An 18708-nucleotide genomic window follows, 5' to 3' on the forward strand; every position below is an offset into this window, starting at 1 on the left:
CCGCCACGATCCTGCTCACCGAAGCTCCGGCGCCGAAGGTGCGCGACCGGCAGACCGGTGAGATCGCCAAGGATGCGATGACCGGTGAGGCACTGATGACCGTCGGCGTCGTCTACATCGACGAGGGCGAGTCGTCGCTGATCCAGGTCACCGTCGCGGAGAGCGGCGTGACCGAGGGCCTGACGGTCGGTGCTCCGGTCTCGCTTCCGGGTCTGGTGGCACGGCCTTGGCAGAGCGTCTTCAACGGCCGGGAGCGGCACGGCATCGCCTACCGGGCGACCGCCGTCGCTCCGGGTGCCTTCTCGATGGCTCAGGCGGGCTGACCGCCGTGACGGATCTGGTGACGTGGGCCGAGCTGGGCGGTTCGCTCGCTGCGATAGGCGGCGCCGCCTACACCCGGCACGCCCACCCGGCGGCGTACTGGTCCACGGTCGGGCTGCCGCTCTCGGTGGTCCGGCTGCTGGCCTCGTACTCCTCGACCATGGACGCCTGCGGCCTGACCGTCGAGCCGTCCCGGTGGCGGGTGCTGGCCGTCCGGGCGACCACCCGCCGTGAGGTCCGGCCGGTGCCTCCTCGTCGGGGCGTCATCCGTCCCACCACGACCGGCCTGCGCATGCGACTGCGGCTGGCTCCGGGGCAGGAGCCGGCGGACGTGGCGGCCTCCGCCGAACGCCTCCGGCACGCCTGGGGCGTTCACGCCGTCCACGTGCGGGACGTCAAGCCGGGCGTCGTCGAGCTGCGGCTTGTCGGCTTCGACGTGCTGCGGAAGGTGCGGATGCCCCGTCGGCTGGACGGTGGTCCGCTTCGGATCCCGGTGGCGTTACGGGAGGACGCGACCGCGTTCGTGCGGGACTACCGGGCCGTGCCGCATGAGCTGGTGCTCGGCGCCACGCTCTCGGGCAAGTCCATGTACCTGCGGAACCTGCTGACCGGGCTCGCCGCTCAGCCGGTGGCCCTGGTCGGCATCGACTGCAAGCGCGGGGTCGAGCTGGCGCCCTTCGCACCTCGGCTCTCCGCCCTGGCGACCGACCCGGACCAGGCGGCCGAGCTGCTTCCCGCGCTCGTGAAGGAAATGGAGGACCGATACGACCTGATCAAGGCCCGGCAGGGCATCGCGCCCGGCACCCCGGAAGAACTGATCACCTCGGACGTCTGGGGACTGCCGGAGGACGAACGACCTGCCCCGATCGTGCTGTTCATCGACGAGGTGGCCGAACTCTTCCTCGTCGCCACGCGGAAGGAGGAGGAACGGCGGGACGAGATGGTCACCCACCTCATCCGGCTCGCCCAACTCGGCCGGGCCGCTGGCATCTATCTCGAAGTCTGCGGCCAGCGCTTCGGCGCCGAGCTGGGCAAGGGCGCGACCATGCTCCGTGCCCAGCTCACCGGCCGCGTCTGCCACCGCGTGAACGACGAAGCCTCGGCCAAGATGACGCTCGGCGACATCGCCCCTGAGGCCGTCGTCGCGGCCTGTGCCATCGCCCCCGAGCTGCCAGGCCTGGCCGTCGTCGGCGACACCCCCGGTAGCTGGTCCCGCATCCGCACCCCCTACCTCTCCCTCGCCGACGCTGCGGTCACCTGCCGCGCGACGGCTCACCTCGCCCCCGACGTCCCGGCGCTCGACCCCTACCGGCCGTACGTCCCGCCGATGCCGGTGGAGGCGTCCGGGCTCGTAGCCACGGCTCGCCCGGTCACCGAGTAAGCGCACCCGCCCACGGCCGGCACGGCCGTCCCGTGCCACGTCCCTACCCCCTCCATGCCTGGAACCGGAAGGAGCTGCGCCGTGCGTGCCCTGTCCGTCCGCATCGACGCCGTACTCGTCCAAGCACTGATCGCCGCCGCGCTGTCCTTCGCCCACCTGCACGACCTGGCGCTGGCCGCCGGGCAGGACGGCTGGAAGGCGTGGGCCTATCCGGTCTCCGTCGACCTGCTGCTGGTCGCGGCCTGGCGGCGGCTGCGCTTTGGTGAGGCGAAAGCGGCCGGGTGGTGCTGGTTCCTCGTCGCCCTGACCGCCTCACTCGGCGCCAACGTCGCCACGGCCGGTCTGCTCGACCTGAACGACGTGCCGGACTGGCTGCGCATCCTCGTCGCCGGATGGCCCGCGATTGCCTTCCTGGGCGGAACGCTGCTCGCCCACGGAGCAACCGCGGACGCCTCGACGGGGGGACGCGAGTCGGCCCCGGAACCCATCGCGCCCGAAGTGCCTGCGTCTGCATCTGAGTTGTCCGCTGCGGAGTTGGAACCGGCTCCGCCCTCCACGCCCCGGTCCCGCCGGCGCTCGTCACGCTCGCGCGCAAGGTCGCCGACGAACACCGCGCCCGGACCGGAACGCCCATCGACACCTCGACCCTTCGCGCCCGGCTCGGCGTCCCGCTGCCGCTGGCCGAAGCCATCTCCGCCCACCTGACCTGACCCGGAGGACTTTTCCTCGTGCGCCCGTCCACGCTCCGCGCGCTGAAGCGCGCCGCCGAGCTGACCCGACAGAACCGCCTCACCGAAGCCGTGCTCATCGCCGAGCCCGTGATCCTCGCCGCCGACAGCTACGAGGGCGACGAGATCTTGCGCTGGCTGGCCGAGCACGTCACCGACTTCACCGGCCAAGACCTCAAGGAGACCCCCTGATGACCGCCAACCGCCGCTTCCGCCGCGGCGTCCGCATCGGCCCCGTGCAGGTCGCCACCTACTACGACGGCCGCGGCCGCGAGAAGCACACCGCCGCCTGCACGGCTCCGCGCTGCGGCTTCGCCACGGACTACGACAGCCGCGCCGCCGCCGAGCTGGCCGCCCGTACCCATCGCTGCGCCGTCCGCTGAAGGAGATCCCGTGACCGTCTCGCTGCCGCTCGTCTTCGTCCTGGGCGTCATCGCCTGGGCCGCGATCAAGTTCCTCGGCGTCCGGCTCTGGGTCGCCGTCGTGATCGCGCTCTTCGGCTTCTGGCTCTCGCACACCTTCCTCGCCCCCGCCATCGAGTCCGGCACCCGTTCCGGGGTCGACGTCGTCAACGGCACCCACGAGTGACAAGGAGATCCACCGTGTTCCGCCCCAAGCTGCCCGACGTCCCGACTCTGCTGACGACAACCGTCACGCCTCGGCAGACGCAGGCTCCGGCTCCCTCGGCCGGCCGCCCGGTCGCCCCGTACCTGGGCATCGGCGCCGGCGCGGTCGCCGCCGTGGTCGTCGTCGGAATCGTGCTCACCGCGCTCCTTGCGGCGGTCGCCGTCTCGGCCGTGTCCGTGGCGATCGCCGCCGTGGTCCTGCGCTCCCTCGTCAACGGCGCGCACAAGCGCTGACCGGCCGCCGGGGCGGCAAACGCCGCCAAGCATCCCGCCGCCCCGGGGCTGTCCCTCCCAACCGTCACGACAGCCGAAAGGAACTCCCATCATCACCCGGCAGACTCCGCCTCCGCTGGCGGAACTCTCCATGCTGGCCTCCCTCGGCACCCTTCCCGAACTGGCCCGCCAACTGTCCGGCCTGGGCGGCTGCACCCGCCCCGTACGCCTCGACGGCCACCGCACCGAACACGCGGTGGACCGGACGACCGGTGAGATCGGCGGCGTCCTGCGCCACCTGGACTCGTCGGCCCTCCCGGCCGGTCAGCTCCTCCTCCGCTGCAACAACCGCCGCGCCACCCGGTGCGCGGCCTGCGCCGAGACCTACCGCCGCGACACCTACCACCTGATCACCGCCGGACTCCGCGGCGGCAAGGGCACCCCGGAACGGGTCGCCACCCACCCGCGCGTCTTCGCCACCTTCACCGCCCCCGGCTTCGGCCCGGTTCACAACCGCCCCGCTGGCGGACGCCCCTGCCGCTGTGGCCTCCGTCACGACGATCAGGACCCTGCCCTGGGCACGCCCCTCGATCCGGATACGTACGACTACGAAGCGGCCGTGCTGTGGAACGCGCACGCCGGTGTCCTCTGGCGGCGCTTCTCGATCTACCTCCGTCGGGAGGTCGCCAAGCGAGCCGGCCTCACCCAGCGGGCCTTCCGTGACCATGCCCGGGTCTCCTTCGCGAAGGTGGCCGAGTACCAGAAGCGGGGCGCCGTCCACTTCCACGCGGTCATCCGCCTCGACGGCCCGGAGGGCGGCGAGACCGCGCCTCCGGCCTGGGCGACGGCCGAGCTGCTGACCGACGCCATCCGGGCCGCCGCTGCCGCCGCTCGCGTCGACGGCCCGGAGGTCGACGGCCGGCCGCACACCTTCGTCTTCGGCCGACAGCTCGACGTCCGTACGATCCGCTCCGCCGACTTCAACGACGGCCAGGACCTGACCGAGCGGGCCGTAGCGGCGTACGTCGCCAAGTACGCCACCAATGGCGCCGAGATGGCGACCGGCACCCTCGACCGGCCGATCCGCTTCCTCGCCGAACTGGCGCAAGCGAGGATCACCGACCACGCCCGGCGCATGATCCGTACCGCCTGGACCCTGGGCGCACGCCCCGAGCTGGCAGACCTGCGCCTGCGGGCCTGGGCCCACATGCTCGGCTTCCGCGGCCACTTCTCCACCAAGTCCCGCCGCTACTCCACCACCCTCGGCGCCCTCCGCGATGCCCGTGCCGCATGGCGCCGCGCCCAAGCCGCTCCGGCCGTCGACACCGGCCAGGAAACGACTCTCGTCCTCGCGCACTGGGTCTTCGCCGGAACGGGCCTCTCCAGTGCCGAAAGCTGGCTCGCCGCCACCCTCGAACCCGCTCCCGGAACGGAAGGAGAGCCGACCGCATGAACGACCGCTATCTGTCCGTGGACCAGGTTGCCGAGCTGCTGGGAACGACCGTCCGCTTTCCGCGGCGGCTCGTCGAGGAGCGGCGCATCCGGTACGTGAAGGTCGGCCGACACGTCCGTATCCCGGCGAGTGCGGTGGAGGAGTTCATCGCGTCCCACACGGTGGAGCCGCGTCGGCGGCCCCGTGCTCGGTACGGGAGGGCTGCCTGATGGCCAACAGCAAGGGCAGGCGCCGCCGCTTCGGAGCGATCAGACGGCTGCCTTCCGGTCGGTACCAGGCGCGTTATCCCGGCCCGGACGGCGTGATGCGCCCAGCTCCCTTCACCTTCGAGACGACGGCCGACGCGGACGACTGGCTCGCCGAGAAGCAGACGGAGATCCGCCGGGGTGAGTGGAGGGACCCGGAGGCCGGCGCGGTGGGCTTCCGGGCCTACGCCGACAAGTGGGTGGAGGAGCGCGAGTTGGCTCCACTGACCCGGGATCTCTACCGCTACCTCCTCGACAAGCACCTGACTGCCTTCGCGGACTTGGACCTGGACGAGATAACCGCGCCCCGTGTCCGTGAGTGGCGGGCCGAGCGGCTGCGGATCACGGGTGCCAAGACGATCACCGCGAAGGCGTACCGGCTCCTGAAAGCCATCATGGAGACGGCCGTCGACGACGAGTTGATCCAGCGCAACCCGTGCCGGATCAAGGGCGCCGGCAAGGAGAAGGCGGCCGAGCGGCGCATCGCCACCGTCGCCCAGGTCGACGCCCTCGCCGACGCGGTGGGGATGCGGTGGCGGCTGATGGTGTACCTCGGTGCCTACGGCCCGATGCGGCCGGAGGAACTGGCCGGCCTCCGTCGTCGGGACGTCGACGTCGACAACCTGCGCGTCCGGATCCGCCTCGCCGAGCCGGAGCGGATGAACGGGCGGCGGGTCCAGGGCGACACCAAGTCCGAGGCAGGCACTCGGACTGTGATTCTTCCCGCGTTCCTCCGCCGGGAGCTCCGGTGGCACCTGGAGTCGTACGCCGAGCCGGGGCCGGACGGGTTGGTCTTCGTGGGGGAGAAGGGGGCACCCTTCCGGCGCAGCACCTTCGGGCGGAAGTGGCGGCGGGCGCGGGAGGTCGTCGGTATGCCCGTGGGCTTCCGGTTCTACGACCTCCGGCACACCGGGCACACACTCTCCACGCGGTCGGGCGCCACGCTGAAGGACACGATGGTCCGCGCCGGGCAGTCGTCCGAGAAGGCCGCGCTGATCTACCAGCACTCCGACGAGGAGCGTCAGGAAGAGGTGGCCGCCGGCCTCGACGCGACCGTCCGGAAGGCTCGGGCTGCCGCTGCCCGGAAGGCTGCCGGGGAGCGTTCTGGCACGGATCTGGCACGCGGCGAGTGATCACCATGCACAGCAAAAAGGCCCAGGTCGATAACCTGGGCCTCCTCCATGGAGCGGGTGACGAGAATCGAACTCGCGCTCTCAGCTTGGGAAGCTGATGTTCTACCATTAAACTACACCCGCGTAAGACGCCGGTCGGAACCGGTGTCCGGACGCTCGCTTACTGTACCTCATCGCTGGCCCCCGGTGTTCACGCCGTGGGGCCCGTGTGGTTTTCGGGGGCGTGACGCGGCTGCGGGGAACCGGAGTTGGGGCGTACGGTGGTGGGGCGGAAGAGGGGTGCGCGGGGGCGGAGTGCCGCCTGGAGGGCCGTCTCTTTGATCCCGTAGTGTGGCTTTTGTCGTCAGGGTAGTTAAGCCAGACGCGGCTCTTGGGGAAGGGACTTAAGGGACTTGATGGAGCGCACCGTCGTCCGCTGTGCCGATGGGCACGTGTTCACCGCCGCCTCGTTCCCGATGCAGCAGGCCGAGCGACTCGGTCCTGGTCGGCTCGTCCGCTGTCCGCGGTGTGCGCGGTTGCGGAGTGTCGTGCCGGTGGCCATGGAGAAGCGGTAGGGAAGCGGTAGCAGACTCCCGGCAGGGAGGCCAGCGGGACCGGGCGCGTGGAGCGGTGGCGATTGTGGCTGCTCCGCGCGCCTTGCGTATCCTCGGTGCGTGCTTCTCTCTGACAAGGACATCCGGGCCGAGATCGACGCCGGACGGGTCCGCATCGATCCCTACGACGACTCCATGGTGCAGCCGTCGAGCATCGACGTGCGTCTCGACCGGTTCTTCCGGGTGTTCGAGAATCACCGGTACCCGCACATCGACCCCTCCGTCGAGCAGGCGGACCTCACGCGGCTCGTGGAGCCGGAGGGGGACGAACCGTTCATCCTGCACCCCGGTGAGTTCGTGCTGGCCAGTACGTACGAGGTCATCACCCTCCCCGATGACCTCGCCTCCCGGCTGGAGGGGAAGAGTTCGCTCGGGCGGCTCGGACTCGTCACGCACTCCACCGCCGGGTTCATCGACCCCGGCTTCTCCGGGCACGTGACGCTGGAGCTCAGCAATCTGGCGACGCTGCCCATCAAGCTGTGGCCCGGCATGAAGATCGGGCAGCTGTGCATGTTCCGGCTCAGCTCGCCGGCCGAGCACCCGTACGGGAGCGAGCGGTACGGGTCGCGGTACCAGGGGCAGCGGGGGCCGACCGCCTCCCGGTCCTTCATCAATTTCCATCGGACCCAGGTGTGAGCCGGGACGCAGCCAGGACGCAGGCAGGACTGACGCATGAGTGATGTACGGGAGAATCTGACCTACGAGCAGTTCGGCGTCGCCGTGCGTGAGCTCGCGCAGGCCGTGGCCGACGACGGGTACGAGCCCGACATCGTGCTCTCCATCGCACGCGGCGGCGTCTTCGTGGCCGGCGGGCTCGCCTACGCCCTGGACTGCAAGAACATCCACCTGGTCAACGTGGAGTTCTACACCGGCGTCGGGACCACGCTCGAGATGCCCGTCATGCTCGCGCCCGTGCCCAACGTCATCGACTTCTCCGACAAGAAGGTCCTCATCACCGACGACGTCGCCGACACCGGCAAGACGCTCAAGCTGGTGCGGGACTTCTGCCTGGACACCGTCGCCGAGGTCCGCAGCGCCGTGATCTATGAGAAGTCCCACTCGCTGGTGCAGTGCGAGTACGTGTGGAAGCGCACCGACGACTGGATCAACTTCCCGTGGAGTGTCTTGCCTCCCGTACATAAGTCGGGCGAGGCGCCCAAGGAGAACAAGGAAGCGCTCTGACCTCCGCAGGTCGCACATATGCGGAGCCCTTCGGAGATCATTCGAAGGGCTCCGCGCTGTTCGATGTGCTGGGGACGCCCTTGCTCAATCGGTGATCCGGTAGTAGTTCGCGGTCTTGCGGGTCGCCTCGCCGAGCTGCTGGGCCATCTCCGCAACGATCGCATCCGCCACATTGAGGGATGGCGCGCCGTCGACGTACACGTACCACGTGCTCGGAAGCTCCCACGATGCCGAGACGGTGGTGTCGCCTGTGCGGAAAGAGTGATCGCCAACAGCATCGACGGCGTCGCACGCAAACGATCGGGGCTGGAGGACGGCTTCGAATTCATTCCGCGGCAGGACAGGCCACTCGTCGCCACTGGCAGTGCTGATCGTGTATTCGGCCACAGCGAGATCATTCCAGGGGGCTGGGTCTGAACTCGTACCGTCCCGCGCCGCGCGGTACGGGAGCTCGGAGGAGTTCACCAACGAGTTCATCAACTCCATCGGCGACGGCAAGGGTGACAGCTTCCGCAAGCCCTACCGTGAGATGGACACCCCGCTCGTTGACGACATCCACTTCCTGGCGGAGAAGAGTCGACGAAGGAACTGACGAACCGCATCAAGGACGTCTTGCGCGAGATCGATGCGTTCGCTGGGCGTGGATACCAGCAAGGAAGGCGGAGAACCGGCATCGCCACAGTGAAGGCCGCCTTATACCCATCTCTAGCGACATCTATGCGCCGCACGACCAACTTTTCCTGCCTAGCGGACTGAAGTTTTTTTGATCGCAGGACGTTTGCCTGCGCCAGCGTCCTACTCTTCAGAGCGTGCTGGAGGAGCTGGCCAGCGCGGGCCATCGACGTCAGTGACGGCAAGAGGGTCACTCGCGTCAGACGGTTCCTCTGCCCTCCTTCGCCCGCCTGTGCAGGGCTAGACGTCGGCTACCTGCCGTTGCGCTCTTCCCCGCGCAGGTTCCCTGTGTCTGTTTCGGCCGCGTTCGTAAGGGGTGCCCTTGATCGTTCTTGGTATCCAAGGGCACCTGCTGTCAGTGCGGCGCGTCAGACTAGACCCGCGGCCGTCAGGGCCTCCGCCGGAAACGGCGGCGGCCCCCTGGTCCTACGCAGGAGGCCGCCAACACCGTCAGGAACATCAACCAAGGGAGGCCGAGATTCCCAGCAACAGGAAGTGTAGGCGCCAGGTCGGACATCGACCTACTTTGAAGATCACGCAGACGTCGCGGAAGCACGACCGAAAGCACGCCCACCTTGCGGAACGATCCGCCCGGCGACACTTCCGCCGGCTCCTGCATTCCGCTGGCGATGAGCTAATGCGCGTCGCCGTCAAGGCGAGCTTGAGCGGCATCGGAGTGCTTGCGCTGTACTGGTGGAACCACCACCAGTAAGCCGTGTCGAGGAGTGTGCTGGTCCAATCTGGCAGCGGCACACTCCTGGCTGCTTATCAGCAACCCAACTCCGGGCCGGCGTCCCTGAGCGCCGGTCGCAGATAGTCAGCGGCCTCGCCGACCAACTGCACGGCGGCCTCAAACCGGCCGTTGGATAGGAGGCAGTGAGCCACGGAGCGGAAGAGCGACCCGGTCACGGCCGTGTTGTCAGGCTGCTGAGCTGCGGACAATCCGCGGTCGGCCGCGATCCAGGCAAGGTCCGTCTCGCCGACTTTGGTCAACACCATGGCAGCGCCCTGGTAGGTCATCGCCAGCAGCTCGTATACGCGCTCGTGGTCCCCGCCTTGGTGGGCCCGGGCTCCGATGAGCGCGTCGGCCAGTACGAGGGGAAGGCGCCGGGTCGCGAAGCCGTACCGGGAGTCCTGGTACGCGCTGGGACATGCCGCGTCGGCGGCGGTACCAAGCGACTCGCTCACCGATCGTCAGGTTCGTCATCGTTCCTCGCATGGGAAGAGCCTCCCCCTGTCTCTTCACGCGACCGCGGAGCGAGTCTGATTCAGTGCCAGACCGGTTCGATCAAGCTGGGATCGAACTTGCGACGCCCTCGGCCGGCCGGATGGATGAGCACAGCCGAGAGACTGTGCAACACGATCTCCTGTTGGCGCTCGATCGGTAGCCCGAAGAACTCCTCGACCGTCAGGTTCGTCGTCTGTCCCTTCGCCTCCGCCTGCTTCTGCTCCTTGTAGAAGCGGGCTCTCTCCAACTTCAACTCGTCCCGCGCCCGCTCTTTCGCTGGCAAGAGCTGCAAGAGCGTGGCCACGGTGATCTGCTTGGTCCGCTCGGCCTCGACCAGTTGGGCAATGTCCTGGGTGATCTGCTCCAACTCGTCTTCCTTCGGCCAGCGCTGGTCGATCGGTACACCCGTCACCGACGCCCGCGCGCGCTGCTCCTCCAACACGAGTTGAGCTATCAGCCGGTCGACGGGTTCTCCGGTACGACCGACCTTGCCACAGCCGCCGTTCACCACAGAGCACTGGTACGTGAACCTGGCGGCCTTTGACTCCGGTGTCCAACGCTGGTTGATCTGGCCTCGGATCTTGGTCTTGCACAGCCCGCAGCGGGCGATCCCGGACAGCAGGTACTTACGGGCGAGTGACGTTCCGGGACGCTTCTGCTTCCGTTCTTCGACCGCTGCGCGCACGGCTTCCCACTCTTCGAGCGTATTGATCGGCTCCCACTCGCCGATGACCGGCTGGCCGTCCTCCCCGTAAAGGATCTCGCCGTGATAGGTCCGGTAGCCGACCAACCTGGGGTTGGTCAGGATGTGCTCGACGTGGTGGTGGGCCATGCGCTTGGTGCCCTCGCGGGGGTTGCCCAAGCCCTGTTCCTGCCACCTCGTGCGGATGGTGCCGATGCGGACGCCCGCCAGGATCTCGCGCTGTGCCTCGCGGATCGCCTTCGCCGCGTCCGGGTCGACCTTGGTCCGGTCGTCCTTCTGCCATCCGTAAGGCGCCGGCCCGCCGCTGTCCTTGCCCTGCTGGGCCAACTCCAGGTGTTTTCGCTTGATGCGGCGTGATGCGTCGTGCGAGGACTTGTTGGCGAAGGCGACCATGATGCGGGCCATGGTGCGTCCGTCCGGCGTCCCGATGGTGATGTCATTGGTGACGGTGGCGAACTCCAGCCGCGGGCGCTCGTCGTAGATCTCGATGAGGCGTTCCAGATCCCTCGGCTGCCGGGCGAGCCGGTCGAGGTCGTAGGCCACGATGCCGTCGATCAGGCCGGCGCGGAGGTCCTTCAGCATCAGCTCGAACTCGTCGCGCACGACGTTGCGCTTGAACGCGGACACGTCGTTGTCCTCATAGACCTTCACGGCCTGCCAAGAGCGCAGGTCCGCCAGGCGCTCGCAGTCCTGTTGCTGCCGGGCGACACCCAGAGCGTCGCCTTCGTCGTCCCGCGAGATACGGGTGTAGATCCCCACCCTGCGTGCCAAGATCGGGCCTCCCCTGCCTCCGGAGCAGGGCTCAGGCTACTACCATCATCGAGTCAAGTCAGCTGCTCTGTCCAGCCGCCCGTCGTCAAGCGGTCCGGGCAGGTGCTCGACGCCTGACGCGCGGAGGTGGTCAGGAGACGACAGCAGGAGGCCCTCGGCGCGTGATGCGCCGAGGGCCTCCTGTGTGACCGGGGCGGCCGGTCGCGGGCTAGAACGTGCCGAGCTTCACGATCGACAGCAGCGCGATCAGCTGGATCGCCGAGGCGCCCAGGGCCTTCGGCCAGGGCAGGTCGTGGGAGCGGCCGACCATCAGGGTGAGCAGGGCGCCGGCCGCGACCCAGGTGGCCCAGCCCAGGATCTGGACGAAGGGCGCGTCGCCGCCGAAGAACATCGCGACGACCAGACGCGGGGCGTCGGTGATGGACATGATCAGCATGGACAGGCCCACCGTGGGCTGCCAGGCCCCGTCGCCGCCGAGCTGGCGGGCCAGGGTGTGGGTGACCACGCCCAGGATGAAGGCGCTCAGCACCATCGCGACGGCCGTCGTCAGGACGATCGGGACCGCGTTCGAGAGCGTCGCGTTGATCGCGTCCTCGCGGGCGCCGTCGAAGCCGAAGACCGCGAGCAGGCCGTAGAGGAACGTGACGATGAGGGCGGGGCCCCACATCGTGTAGTCCCGCATCTGGAGGAAGGTCCGGTCGGGGGCGGTGACGATGCCCTTCAGCAGGTCCTTCCAGTGCAGGCGCGGGCCGATGGGGCCGGGCGGCGGGGCCGAGCCCGCGCGGTAGGTGTCGCCCTGGTTGTAGGGGTCCTCGCCGATCGAGAACGCCTGGGTGTGGCCCGGGTTGTTGGCCGCGTACGGGTCGTGCGGACGGCCGTGCGGGTCGTGCGGACCGCCCTGGGGGTAGCCGCCGTCACCGAAGTACTCCGGCTCGCCGTGACCACCGCCGTGACCACCGCCGTGACCACCGGCGTGACCGCCGCCGTAGCCGCCGTTCGCCTGCGGCCACGGGGAGCCGCCGGGGCCGCCGCCCGCGTACGGCTGCTGCGGGTACGGCTGCGGCGCCGCGGGCCCGCCGTACGACGGTCCCTGCGGCGTCTGCTGTCCGTACGGAGGGTGTTGCGGTCGCGCGTGAGGAGCGCCGTTGTCCCGGCCGCGTCCGATCCTGAATCCAGCCACGCCTTCGAACGTACCTGGTCCCGGAGAGTGACGTGCGGGGGCCGGGGGGATGGGCCCGGCTTTGCGGCCGAGCTGTGACATCCCTTACGGATGTTCCCGGAGGCCCGGTCCGGTCCGTGCCCGGGATCTGCCTGATTCCCCCTAGGGGGCGAGGAATTCCGCCGTCGAGAAGGTGACCGCCGCCTCGGCCGCCACCAGGCCGCGGGCCGTCCCGCGGTGCACGCCGACGGTGTCCTTCGTCTCGCCCTGGTACGTGCGTACCGCGAGGTCCGCCCGTCCGTCCCCGTCGAAGTCGCCGGTGGCCAGGACGCGCGTCGTGCCGGGGGCGTCCGGAGCGAGGGTCACGGCTGCGTCGGTCACGGGTCCCGTGGCACCGCCGGGCAGGACGCGCAGCCCGGAGCCGCTGGAGACCAGCTCGCTCAGGCCGTCTCCGTCGAAGTCGGCGGCGTCGAGCATCGAACCGGGGGCGTCGAGGGTGCCCCGGGTGGCGTCGGGGAGGTCGTAGCGCAGGGCGGTGCCGTGCGCCGAGCCGACGGCCGCGTCCAGGGCCTCGCCCCTGCCGAAGGCGCCCAGGGCGACATCGGTGCCGGAGGGGAGGGTGGTGCCGGTGCGGGTGGGGCCGGAGGGGCCGCCGAGGACGACGGCGGCGGTGGCGGTGCCCGTCGAGGTACGGACGACCAGGTCGTCGTAGCCGTCGCGGTTCACGTCGGCGGACGGACCCGTGGGGACCTCGCCCGGCGAGGCGATGGGGGCGCTCGCCGCGCGCGGGGAGCCCTTGCGGCTGAACGGGCCGCGCAGATGGCTGAGGTGCCCGGCGGAGGCGTGCAGCACCAGGTCCTCGGCGCCGTCCCCGTCGAAGTCGCCGCACACCGGCCGGTCCGGCCAGTCGTTGCCGAACCGGGCCCGCTCGGGGACGGTCAGCTGGACGGCGCGGCCGGTCAGGCCGTCCGGGGACCCGAAGAGGAGCTGGAGGGGCACCGGGGGCCGGCCCTGGCCGTCGTAGGGCGGGTCGGTGGTGACCACCAGGTCGGTGAAGCCGTCCCCGTCGAGGTCGCAGCTCGCCTCCGCGTCGAAGACGGCCGGCAACTGCCCCTGGGTACGGGCCGCGTACTTCCCCGGGGTGATCAACTGCCGGGCACCCGGGACCAGTCCGCGGGACGAGCCGTAGACGATGCCGAGGCCGGCGTCGTCGGCGTGGCTCTGCTCCTTGACGAGGTCGTTCAGGACGAGGTCGCGGTGGCCGTCGCCGTTGAAGTCGTCGGGAGTGCGGCTGCCCTTGCCGTGCGGGACGGGCAGGAGGGCGGGGGCCTGTGCCGCGTGCACGGGGGTGTGGTCGCCCTCCTCGGTGTCCTTGGCGTGCGACGAGGCGTGGCCGCAGGCGGCGAGGAGCAGCAGGCAGCCGATCACCGCCGTGCTCCCCAGAGTGCTTCTCCGCATGGGCACCTTCTTCCGCATCCAGCTCATTCGCATTACCTGCATCACCGGCAACGCCCCGAGGCCCCGGCAATGATGCACGTGTTCGAGATACGGCGACACCCCCAGGTCCGGTGTGAACCTGGGGGTGTCCGACGCGGTGTCGCGGTCCGGTCTACTTCACCGGCTCGGGCTCCGGCTCGCTCGCCGTCTCCGTCTCGCCGGCCGGGTCGACCGGCGTCTTGACGGATTCCAGCAGGAGCTGGGCGACGTCGACGACCTGGATGGACTCCTTGGCCTTGCCGTCGTTCTTCTTGCCGTTGACCGAGTCGGTCAGCATGACGAGGCAGAAGGGGCAGGCGGTGGAGACGATGTCCGGGTTGACGGACAGGGCCTCGTCGACGCGCTCGTTGTTGATGCGCTTGCCGATCCGCTCCTCCATCCACATCCGTGCACCGCCGGCGCCGCAGCAGAAGCCGCGCTCCTTGTGGCGGTGCATCTCCTCGTTGCGGACGCCCGGGACGGCGGCGATGATCTCGCGCGGCGGCGTGTAGATCTTGTTGTGGCGGCCCAGGTAGCAGGGGTCGTGGTAGGTGATGATGCCCTCGACCGGGGTCACCGGGATCAGCTTGCCCTCGTCGACGAGGTGCTGGAGCAGCTGGGTGTGGTGGATGACCTCGTAGTCGCCGCCGAGCTGCGGGTACTCGTTGCCGAGGGTGTTGAGGCAGTGCGGGCAGGTCGCGACGATCTTCTTCGCCGACTTGGGCTTCTTCGACTCCTCGGTGACCTTGCCGTCGTCGTCCATCTCCTCGCCGAAGGCGGCGTTGAGGGACATGACGTTCTCCATGCCGAGCTCCTGGAACAGGGGCTCGTTGCCGAGGCGGCGGGCGGAGTCACCGGTGCACTTCTCGTCCCCGCCCATGATCGCGAACTTCACGCCCGCCATGTGCAGCAGCTCGGCGAAGGCCTTCGTCGTCTTCTTGGCGCGGTCCTCCAGGGCGCCGGCGCAGCCGACCCAGTAGAGGTACTCGACCTCGGTCAGGTCCTCGATGTCCTTGCCGACGACCGGGACCTCGAAGTCGACCTCCTTGGTCCACTCCAGGCGCTGCTTCTTCGCCAGGCCCCAGGGGTTGCCCTTCTTCTCCAGGTTCTTGAGCATCGTGCCCGCCTCCGAGGGGAAGCTGGACTCGATCATGACCTGGTAGCGGCGCATGTCCACGATGTGGTCGACGTGCTCGATGTCGACCGGGCACTGCTCGACGCAGGCGCCGCAGGTGGTGCAGGACCACAGGACGTCCGGGTCGATGACGCCGTTCTCCTCGACCGTGCCGATCAGCGGCCGCTCGGCCTCCGCCAGCGCCGCCGCGGGGACACCGGCCAGCTGCTCCTCGGACGCCTTCTCCTCGCCCTCCATGGTCTTGCCGCCGCCGGCCAGCAGGTAGGGGGCCTTGGCGTGCGCGTGGTCGCGCAGGGACATGATGAGGAGCTTGGGGGAGAGGGGCTTGCCGGTGTTCCATGCCGGGCACTGCGACTGGCAGCGGCCGCACTCGGTGCAGGTGGAGAAGTCCAGCAGGCCCTTCCAGGAGAACTGCTCGACCTGGGAGACGCCGAAGACGTCGTCCTCGCCGGGGTCGGTGAAGTCGATCGGCTTGCCGCCCGACGTCATCGGCTGCAGCGCGCCGAGCGCGGTCTCGCCGGTGGCGTTGCGCTTGAACCAGATGTTCGGGAACGCCAGGAAGCGGTGCCAGGCCACACCCATGTTGGTGTTCAGGCTGACCGTGATCATCCAGATCATGGTCGTGCCCAGCTTGATCATGGCGAAGAGGTAGACCAGGTTCTGCAGCGCCGCCACGCTCAGGCCCTTGAAGGCCAGGACCAGCGGGTACGAGGCGAAGTACGCGGCCTCGTAGTGGTCCACGTGGTGCAGGGCACCCTCCAGGCCGCGCAGGACGTAGATGGCGAGGCCGATGGTGAGGATGACGTACTCGACGAAGTACGCCTGGCCCATCTTCGAGCCAGCGAACCGCGACTTGCGGCCCGGCCGCGAGGGCAGGCTCAGCAGGCGGATGACCATCAGGGCGAGGATGCCGAGGGTCGTCATCGCGCTGATGAACTCGATGTACAGCTCGTACGGCAGGAAGCCCCCGAGGACGGGGAGCGTCCAGTCGGCCTGGAAGAGCTGGCCGTACGCGGTGATGATCGTCGGCGGCAGCGTCAGGAAGCCGATCGCCACGAACCAGTGGGCGATGCCGACGATGCCCCACCGGTTCATGCGGGTGTGGCCGAGGAACTCCCTCACCAGGGTCACACTGCGCTGGTAGGGGTTGTCGGTCCGGGTGCCGGCGGGTACGGGCTGGCCCAGTTTGAAGTACCGGACGAACTGACCGATGGCGCGCGCGAGCAGCGCCACGCCGACCACGGTCAGCACCAGCGACACGATGATCGCGGCGAGTTGCATGAGGGCTCCTCGGGCCTGCGAGGCAATTCCGCAGCGGTTCTGCTGAGGGGATGTCGAAATTACTAAGCGGTAACTTACCCAGTCCGTCTGAGACTACCCGCATCTTCTGCCGCACTGTAGCCAGGAGTGCGGTGATCTGCGTCGCTGAGGCAACCCTGACCGGCTGGGCGAGGTCGTGAGCCGCCGCCACGCCGGTCCGGACAGGCCATTCATCGCAAATCGTGATATTCGGCTTGGTTCCGCTTAGTTTAGGGCCCGTGCTCTACGGGATCGCCGCCGCCACCGCCTCCTTCCTCCTCGCCGCCCTGTTCACCGCGGTGCTGGGGGCACTCTCCCTGCGCCTGGCCCTCGTCGACCGGCGCCGCCGCCGGCCCGTGCCCCTGATCGGGGGCGTGGCCGTCGTCCTCGTCACCGGACTGGTCGCGGGGGCCGGGGACTGGACGGGTGTCGTGCCCCTCGGGTCATGGGCGTCCCGGCTGCTCGTCGCCGGGATCGCCGTCGGGGTGCTCGGTCTGGCGGCCGACGTGTGGCGGCTGCGGCGCCGGTGGGTGGTCGTCGGTACGGCGGCCGCGGCGGCGTGCGTGGTGCCGTACGAGGAGACGGGGCTGTGGGCCGGGGTGCTGGCGGTGGGCTGGATCGCGCTGGTCGCCGCCGCCTTCCGGGCGCTCGACCACGCCGACGGGGTGGCCGGCACGGTGGGCGTCGTGACCGCCTTCGGCGTCGGCGTCTGCGCGGCGGCCGAGGTGATGGACGGGCTCATGGTGCTGCTGAGCGTGCTGGCCGCCGCGCTCACCGGTTTTCTGCTGCACAACTGGCATCCGGCGCGGATCGCGCTGGGGGCGGCCGGGGCGCTGTTCGCGGGCTTCGTGATCGCCGGGGCGGCGGTGTTCACCCGGGCGGCGCACGAGCCCGGAGCCAGTGCGGGGGTGCTGTTCGCGCTCACCGCGGTCGTGAGCGCGGACGCCGTCCTCGTCCTGCTCTCGCGCCGGCTCGCCGGGCGGCCCGCGGCGCGCGGCGGACCCGACCACCTCGCCCACCGGCTGCGGCGGCTCGGGCTCACACCGCAGGGCGCGACGGTGCTGCTCGGTGTCGCGGCGTTCTCCGCGGTGCTCACCGGGGTGCTGGCGCACGCCGGCTGGGCGAGCGGGTCGGCCGTGCTGTGGGTGGCGGGCACGGCGGCCGTCGGGGTGCTCGGGCTGCTGCGCGTGCGGGTGTACGAACCGCGCCGGCCGACGGCCTCCGCGACGAACGGACTGCGCCGGCCGGCGGGCTCCGCGACGGACGGCTCGCGCCGGCCCGCGGGCTCTCTGCCGCAGGGGTCGCCTCGGCCGGCGGGGTCTCTGTCGCAGGGGTCGCGTCGGTCGGCGGGTTTCTCGGCGGGTGAGCCGCGGCGGGCGGTGGGTGTGCCGATGGGTGCGGCGCGGGGCGCGGTGGAGGCGGTGGGACGGGGGGCGCGTGGCGTGGCGAGTGTCGTGGGACGTGCGCCGCGTGCGCCGCGTGGCGTGGTGGATGAGGCGCCGCGTGCGCCGCGTGGCGTGGTGAGCGCAGTGGCGCGTGCGCCGCGCGAGGCGGCGGGCATTATGGGGCGTGCACCGCGCGAGGCGGTGAGCATTGCGAGGCGCGCACCGCGCACGACAGGTAGTGCGACGGGCCGCGCGCCCCTCGGCGCCGTGAGCGCGCTGCTGCGCGGGCAGCGCCGAGCACCGGACGTTTCGGTGCGCGACCGCCGGGGGTCGGGCACCTCACTGCGCGAGCGCCAGGGACCGGACGCCTCGGTACGCGAGCGCCGGGGACCGGACGCTTCAGTGCGCGACAGCCAGGGACCGGACACCTCGGCGCGCGACCGCCGGGGGCCGGACACTTCAGTGCGCGAGCGCCGGCGCGGAACGGACGCTCCGGTGTCGCAGCCGCGCGATGCGGCTCCGCTGCATGAGCCGCATCGGTCGCCGGACGTCCGGGTACAGGAGCCACGTCGGGCGCCGGAGCCCCTGGGGTTCGCGCCCCACTGGATGCCGCTCGGTCCCCTGGAGTACGACTCCTGGCGGATGCCGCCCGTCCCCCGTGGATACGTTGAATACCTTGACTACGTCGCCTACGAGTCCCGGCGTACGGCGCCCCCCGACCCCCTCGGGTACGCCCCCGGCCGCACCCCGGATCCCCCGCAGCCCGACCCCCGCCGGCTGCCGGACCTCCCTGAGCCCCCCGACCCCCACGGGACGCCGCGGAACCCCCCGCTTCGGGAACCCCGCCAGGCGTCGGTGGCGTCGGAAGTGTCGTTGCCCGAGTCCCTCCAGGCGGCGAATTTCCCGGTTCGGCAGGCCAGCCGCGCCGAGTTTCCGCAGGTCAGCGCGCCGTTGCGTGTAAGGAGTAGATAAGAGTTGAGTCCTCCCGACTCACCTCTGTTGACC

The 18708-nt window shown here is 70.2% G+C and carries 18 protein-coding genes, 1 tRNA gene and 2 pseudogenes; 14 read left to right on the top strand and 7 right to left on the bottom strand.

Annotated features, from left to right (window positions below; translation table 11 throughout):
- From H0H10_RS34925 to H0H10_RS34970, 10 genes and pseudogenes are all read left to right on the top strand, one after another.
- On the top strand, positions 1–323 hold a 323-nt coding region (locus H0H10_RS34925; protein WP_188185119.1), incomplete at its 5' end, for an SCO3933 family regulatory protein.
- 5 nt (positions 324–328) lie between these two features.
- Positions 329–1702 (top strand): FtsK/SpoIIIE domain-containing protein, encoded by a 1374-nt coding sequence (locus H0H10_RS34930; RefSeq protein ID WP_188185120.1) that lies wholly within the window; start codon positions 329–331, stop codon positions 1700–1702.
- Between the two features lie 81 nt (positions 1703–1783).
- Positions 1784–2412: pseudogene (locus tag H0H10_RS34935) on the top strand (DUF2637 domain-containing protein).
- An 18-nt stretch (positions 2413–2430) separates the two neighbouring features.
- On the top strand, positions 2431–2622 hold the full coding sequence (locus H0H10_RS34940; protein ID WP_019527053.1) for an RING finger protein: 192 nt from the start codon (positions 2431–2433) through the stop codon (positions 2620–2622).
- Positions 2622–2813: a mobile element transfer protein gene (locus H0H10_RS34945; RefSeq protein ID WP_188185121.1), complete on the top strand. Its 192-nt coding sequence runs from the start codon at positions 2622–2624 to the stop codon at positions 2811–2813. Before H0H10_RS34940 ends, H0H10_RS34945 begins: the two co-directional genes overlap by 1 nt.
- Before the next feature lie 10 nt (positions 2814–2823).
- A complete protein-coding gene (locus tag H0H10_RS34950; RefSeq protein WP_023588145.1) occupies positions 2824–3018 on the top strand; it encodes a hypothetical protein in 195 nt (64 codons plus the stop codon).
- A gap of 14 nt (positions 3019–3032) precedes the next feature.
- Entirely contained in the window at positions 3033–3290 is a 258-nt protein-coding gene (locus H0H10_RS34955; protein ID WP_188185122.1) for a SpdD protein, read from the top strand.
- Between the two features lie 130 nt (positions 3291–3420).
- Complete coding sequence (locus H0H10_RS34960; protein ID WP_188185211.1) at positions 3421–4722, top strand: replication initiator; 1302 nt, start codon at positions 3421–3423, stop codon at positions 4720–4722.
- Complete coding sequence (locus H0H10_RS34965) at positions 4719–4931, top strand: helix-turn-helix domain-containing protein (protein ID WP_188185212.1); 213 nt, start codon at positions 4719–4721, stop codon at positions 4929–4931. The genes H0H10_RS34960 and H0H10_RS34965 overlap by 4 nt, the downstream gene beginning before the upstream one ends.
- The gene (locus H0H10_RS34970; RefSeq protein ID WP_188185213.1) at positions 4931–6100 is read left to right on the top strand and encodes a tyrosine-type recombinase/integrase; all 1170 of its coding nucleotides are present in this window, start codon (positions 4931–4933) and stop codon (positions 6098–6100) included. The genes H0H10_RS34965 and H0H10_RS34970 overlap by 1 nt, the downstream gene beginning before the upstream one ends.
- Before the next feature lie 49 nt (positions 6101–6149).
- Here the strand turns inward: H0H10_RS34970 and H0H10_RS34975 are convergent.
- Positions 6150–6223: transfer RNA gene (locus tag H0H10_RS34975), tRNA-Gly, on the bottom strand.
- A 530-nt stretch (positions 6224–6753) separates the two neighbouring features.
- On the opposite strand from H0H10_RS34975, the gene dcd reads away from it, so the two are divergent.
- Positions 6754–7329, top strand: coding sequence for a dCTP deaminase (dcd, locus tag H0H10_RS34980; RefSeq protein ID WP_188185214.1), 576 nt, complete (start codon positions 6754–6756; stop codon positions 7327–7329).
- A gap of 36 nt (positions 7330–7365) precedes the next feature.
- Positions 7366–7875 (top strand): phosphoribosyltransferase, encoded by a 510-nt coding sequence (locus tag H0H10_RS34985; protein WP_188185215.1) that lies wholly within the window; start codon positions 7366–7368, stop codon positions 7873–7875.
- Positions 7876–7959: 84 nt separating this feature from the next.
- Here the strand turns inward: H0H10_RS34985 and H0H10_RS34990 are convergent, their stop codons facing one another.
- Positions 7960–8262: a hypothetical protein gene (locus H0H10_RS34990; RefSeq protein WP_188185216.1), complete on the bottom strand. Its 303-nt coding sequence runs from the start codon at positions 8260–8262 to the stop codon at positions 7960–7962.
- Here H0H10_RS34990 and H0H10_RS34995 point away from each other — a divergent pair.
- Positions 8249–8449, top strand: a pseudogene (locus H0H10_RS34995) (DnaA ATPase domain-containing protein); the annotation flags it as partial. The gene H0H10_RS34990 and the pseudogene H0H10_RS34995 overlap by 14 nt on opposite strands.
- An 866-nt stretch (positions 8450–9315) precedes the next feature.
- On the opposite strand, the gene H0H10_RS35000 reads toward H0H10_RS34995, so the two are convergent.
- From H0H10_RS35000 to H0H10_RS35020, 5 genes are all read right to left on the bottom strand, one after another.
- Positions 9316–9735 carry a hypothetical protein gene (locus tag H0H10_RS35000; RefSeq protein ID WP_188185217.1) on the bottom strand — a complete coding sequence of 140 codons (420 nt, stop codon included), beginning with the start codon at positions 9733–9735 and terminating at the stop codon, positions 9316–9318.
- An 80-nt stretch (positions 9736–9815) separates the two neighbouring features.
- Positions 9816–11237: a recombinase family protein gene (locus tag H0H10_RS35005; protein WP_309141960.1), complete on the bottom strand. Its 1422-nt coding sequence runs from the start codon at positions 11235–11237 to the stop codon at positions 9816–9818.
- 220 nt (positions 11238–11457) lie between these two features.
- A complete protein-coding gene (locus H0H10_RS35010) occupies positions 11458–12510 on the bottom strand; it encodes a Yip1 family protein (RefSeq protein ID WP_188185219.1) in 1053 nt (350 codons plus the stop codon).
- A gap of 60 nt (positions 12511–12570) precedes the next feature.
- Complete coding sequence (locus H0H10_RS35015; RefSeq protein WP_223180915.1) at positions 12571–13866, bottom strand: FG-GAP repeat domain-containing protein; 1296 nt, start codon at positions 13864–13866, stop codon at positions 12571–12573.
- A 151-nt stretch (positions 13867–14017) separates the two neighbouring features.
- Positions 14018–16300, bottom strand: a complete 2283-nt coding sequence (locus H0H10_RS35020) for a (Fe-S)-binding protein (protein WP_188185220.1) — start codon at positions 16298–16300, stop codon at positions 14018–14020.
- A 257-nt stretch (positions 16301–16557) separates the two neighbouring features.
- Between H0H10_RS35020 and H0H10_RS41350 the strand changes: the two genes are divergently transcribed.
- On the top strand, positions 16558–18675 hold the full coding sequence (locus H0H10_RS41350) for a hypothetical protein (RefSeq protein ID WP_373566956.1): 2118 nt from the start codon (positions 16558–16560) through the stop codon (positions 18673–18675).
- The last annotated feature ends 33 nt before the right edge of the window (positions 18676–18708 follow it).

It is taken from the genome of Streptomyces griseicoloratus (assembly GCF_014534645.1).
GTDB lineage: Bacteria > Actinomycetota > Actinomycetes > Streptomycetales > Streptomycetaceae > Streptomyces > Streptomyces griseicoloratus.